The sequence below is a fragment of the Acinetobacter sp. 1566109 genome (assembly GCF_000582255.1).
GTDB classification, from domain to species: Bacteria; Pseudomonadota; Gammaproteobacteria; order Pseudomonadales; family Moraxellaceae; genus Acinetobacter; species Acinetobacter nosocomialis.
Map to the genome: position 1 here is coordinate 1 of NZ_JEYB01000162.1, position 1,756 is coordinate 1,756.

At 42.9% G+C, this 1,756-nt stretch carries 2 protein-coding genes and 1 pseudogene; all 3 read left to right on the forward strand.

Features of this window, described 5'->3' with window-relative positions:
- On the forward strand, positions 1–201 hold a 201-nt coding region (locus J582_RS24980), incomplete at its 5' end, for a DUF4115 domain-containing protein (RefSeq protein WP_032047500.1).
- 21 nt (positions 202–222) lie between these two features.
- Positions 223–1,338: a flavodoxin-dependent (E)-4-hydroxy-3-methylbut-2-enyl-diphosphate synthase gene (gene ispG / locus J582_RS24985; RefSeq protein ID WP_031982309.1), complete on the forward strand. Its 1,116-nt coding sequence runs from the start codon at positions 223–225 to the stop codon at positions 1,336–1,338.
- A pseudogene (locus J582_RS26615) lies at positions 1,335–1,652 on the forward strand (ATP phosphoribosyltransferase regulatory subunit); the annotation flags it as partial. The gene ispG and the pseudogene J582_RS26615, both read left to right, overlap by 4 nt.
- Positions 1,653–1,756 lie beyond the last annotated feature (104 nt).

The window sequence follows — 1,756 nt, forward strand, 5'->3', positions numbered from 1 at the left end:
ACTTCTGTTCATATTGTAGATGCAACAGGCAAGGTTTTAGCGACGGGTCGTCAGGCATCGACTTTAACCTTAAATGGTGAGTCTCCATTCCAGATTCGTCTTGATGATGCAACAGCTGTGTCATTAAGTCTAAACCAAGAACAGATTTCATTGTCTCCATATACGGTAAACGGTAAAGCTGAATTCCGTTTATCCCGCTAATACCATGAGTTGAGCGATACAATGATAGAGAACCCAATTAAACGTCGACCAACACGTAAAATCCGTGTTGGTTCGGTCTATGTCGGTGGCGATGCACCTATTAGCGTGCAAAGTATGACAAATACCGAAACTTGCGATGTCGATGCAACTGTTGCTCAGATTGAGCGTTGTGTTGACGCAGGTGCAGATATTATGCGTGTTTCAGTTCCTTCTATGGAAGCAGCTGAAGCCTTTGGTGCGATCCGCAAACGTGTTTCAGTTCCATTAGTGGCTGATATTCACTTTGACCATAGAATTGCCTTGGCAGTTGCAGACTATGGTGCAGACTGTTTGCGTATTAACCCGGGTAACATCGGTTCAGATCAAAAAGTTCGTGAAGTTGTTGCTGCGGCACGCCATCACGGTATTTCTATGCGTATTGGTGTGAATGCGGGTTCTCTAGAAAAAGATTTACAGAAAAAATATGGTGAGCCAACAGGGCAGGCACTGCTTGAGTCAGCTTTACGTCATATCGATATTTTAGACCGTCTAGATTTCCATGAGTTTAAAGTCAGCGTAAAAGCATCAAATGTGTTTTTAACCATGGATGCTTATCGTTTGCTTTCTCAGCAAATCGACAATCCATTGCACCTTGGTGTGACTGAAGCTGGTATTTACCGTACAGGTACTGTGAAATCAGCGATTGCTCTTGGTGGATTATTGATGGAAGGTATTGGCGATACCATGCGTATTTCGCTTGCTGCTGAACCAGAAGATGAAATCAAGATTGGTTTTGACATCTTGAAATCGCTTGGCCTACGTTCTAACGGTATTAACTTTATTGCTTGTCCAAGTTGTTCTCGCCAAGAATTTAACGTGATTCAGGTGATGCAAGCCTTAGAAGAGCGCCTAGAAGATATACGTACGCCAATGGATGTTTCAGTTATTGGTTGTAAGGTAAATGGCCCAGGTGAAGCAAAAGAAGCAGATATCGGGGTTGTTGGGGCTGCGCCTCGTTCACTGGTTTATCGCAATGGTGAGAAAAGCCATTTAATTGATACCAATCAATTGGTTGATGAAATCGAAAGTATGGTTCGTCAACGTGTTCAAGAGCTTGAAGAAGCTAAATCTAAAGAAATTATTCGTAGTTCATCATGAGTTCAATTGTCGCAATCAAAGGTTTTAATGACGTTTTACCAACGCAAACAGCAGCGTGGAGACGTCTCGAGCAGCATTTAGCATCGTTAATGGATGCTTATGGTTACCAACAAATTCGTTTGCCGATCGTTGAACAAACGGGACTGTTTAAACGTGCTATTGGTGATGCAACCGATATCGTTGAAAAAGAAATGTATACATTCTTCGATAAAGGAAACCCACCTGAATCATTAACTTTGCGTCCGGAAGGAACAGCAGGTTGTGTACGTGCTTTGGTTGAACATAACTTGTTGCGTGGTGCTACGCCGCGTGTGTGAAGAAGGCCTTATGGTTGTAAAGCACTTTAAGCGAGGAGGAGGCTACTTTAGATAATACCTAGAGATAGTGGACGTTACTCGCAGAATAAGCACCGGCTAAC

Excerpts from the sequence above, each read along its gene's own strand:
- ispG (WP_031982309.1), top strand. The coding sequence starts at position 223 with ATGATAGAGAACCCAATTAAACGTCGACCAACACGTAAAATCCGTGTT.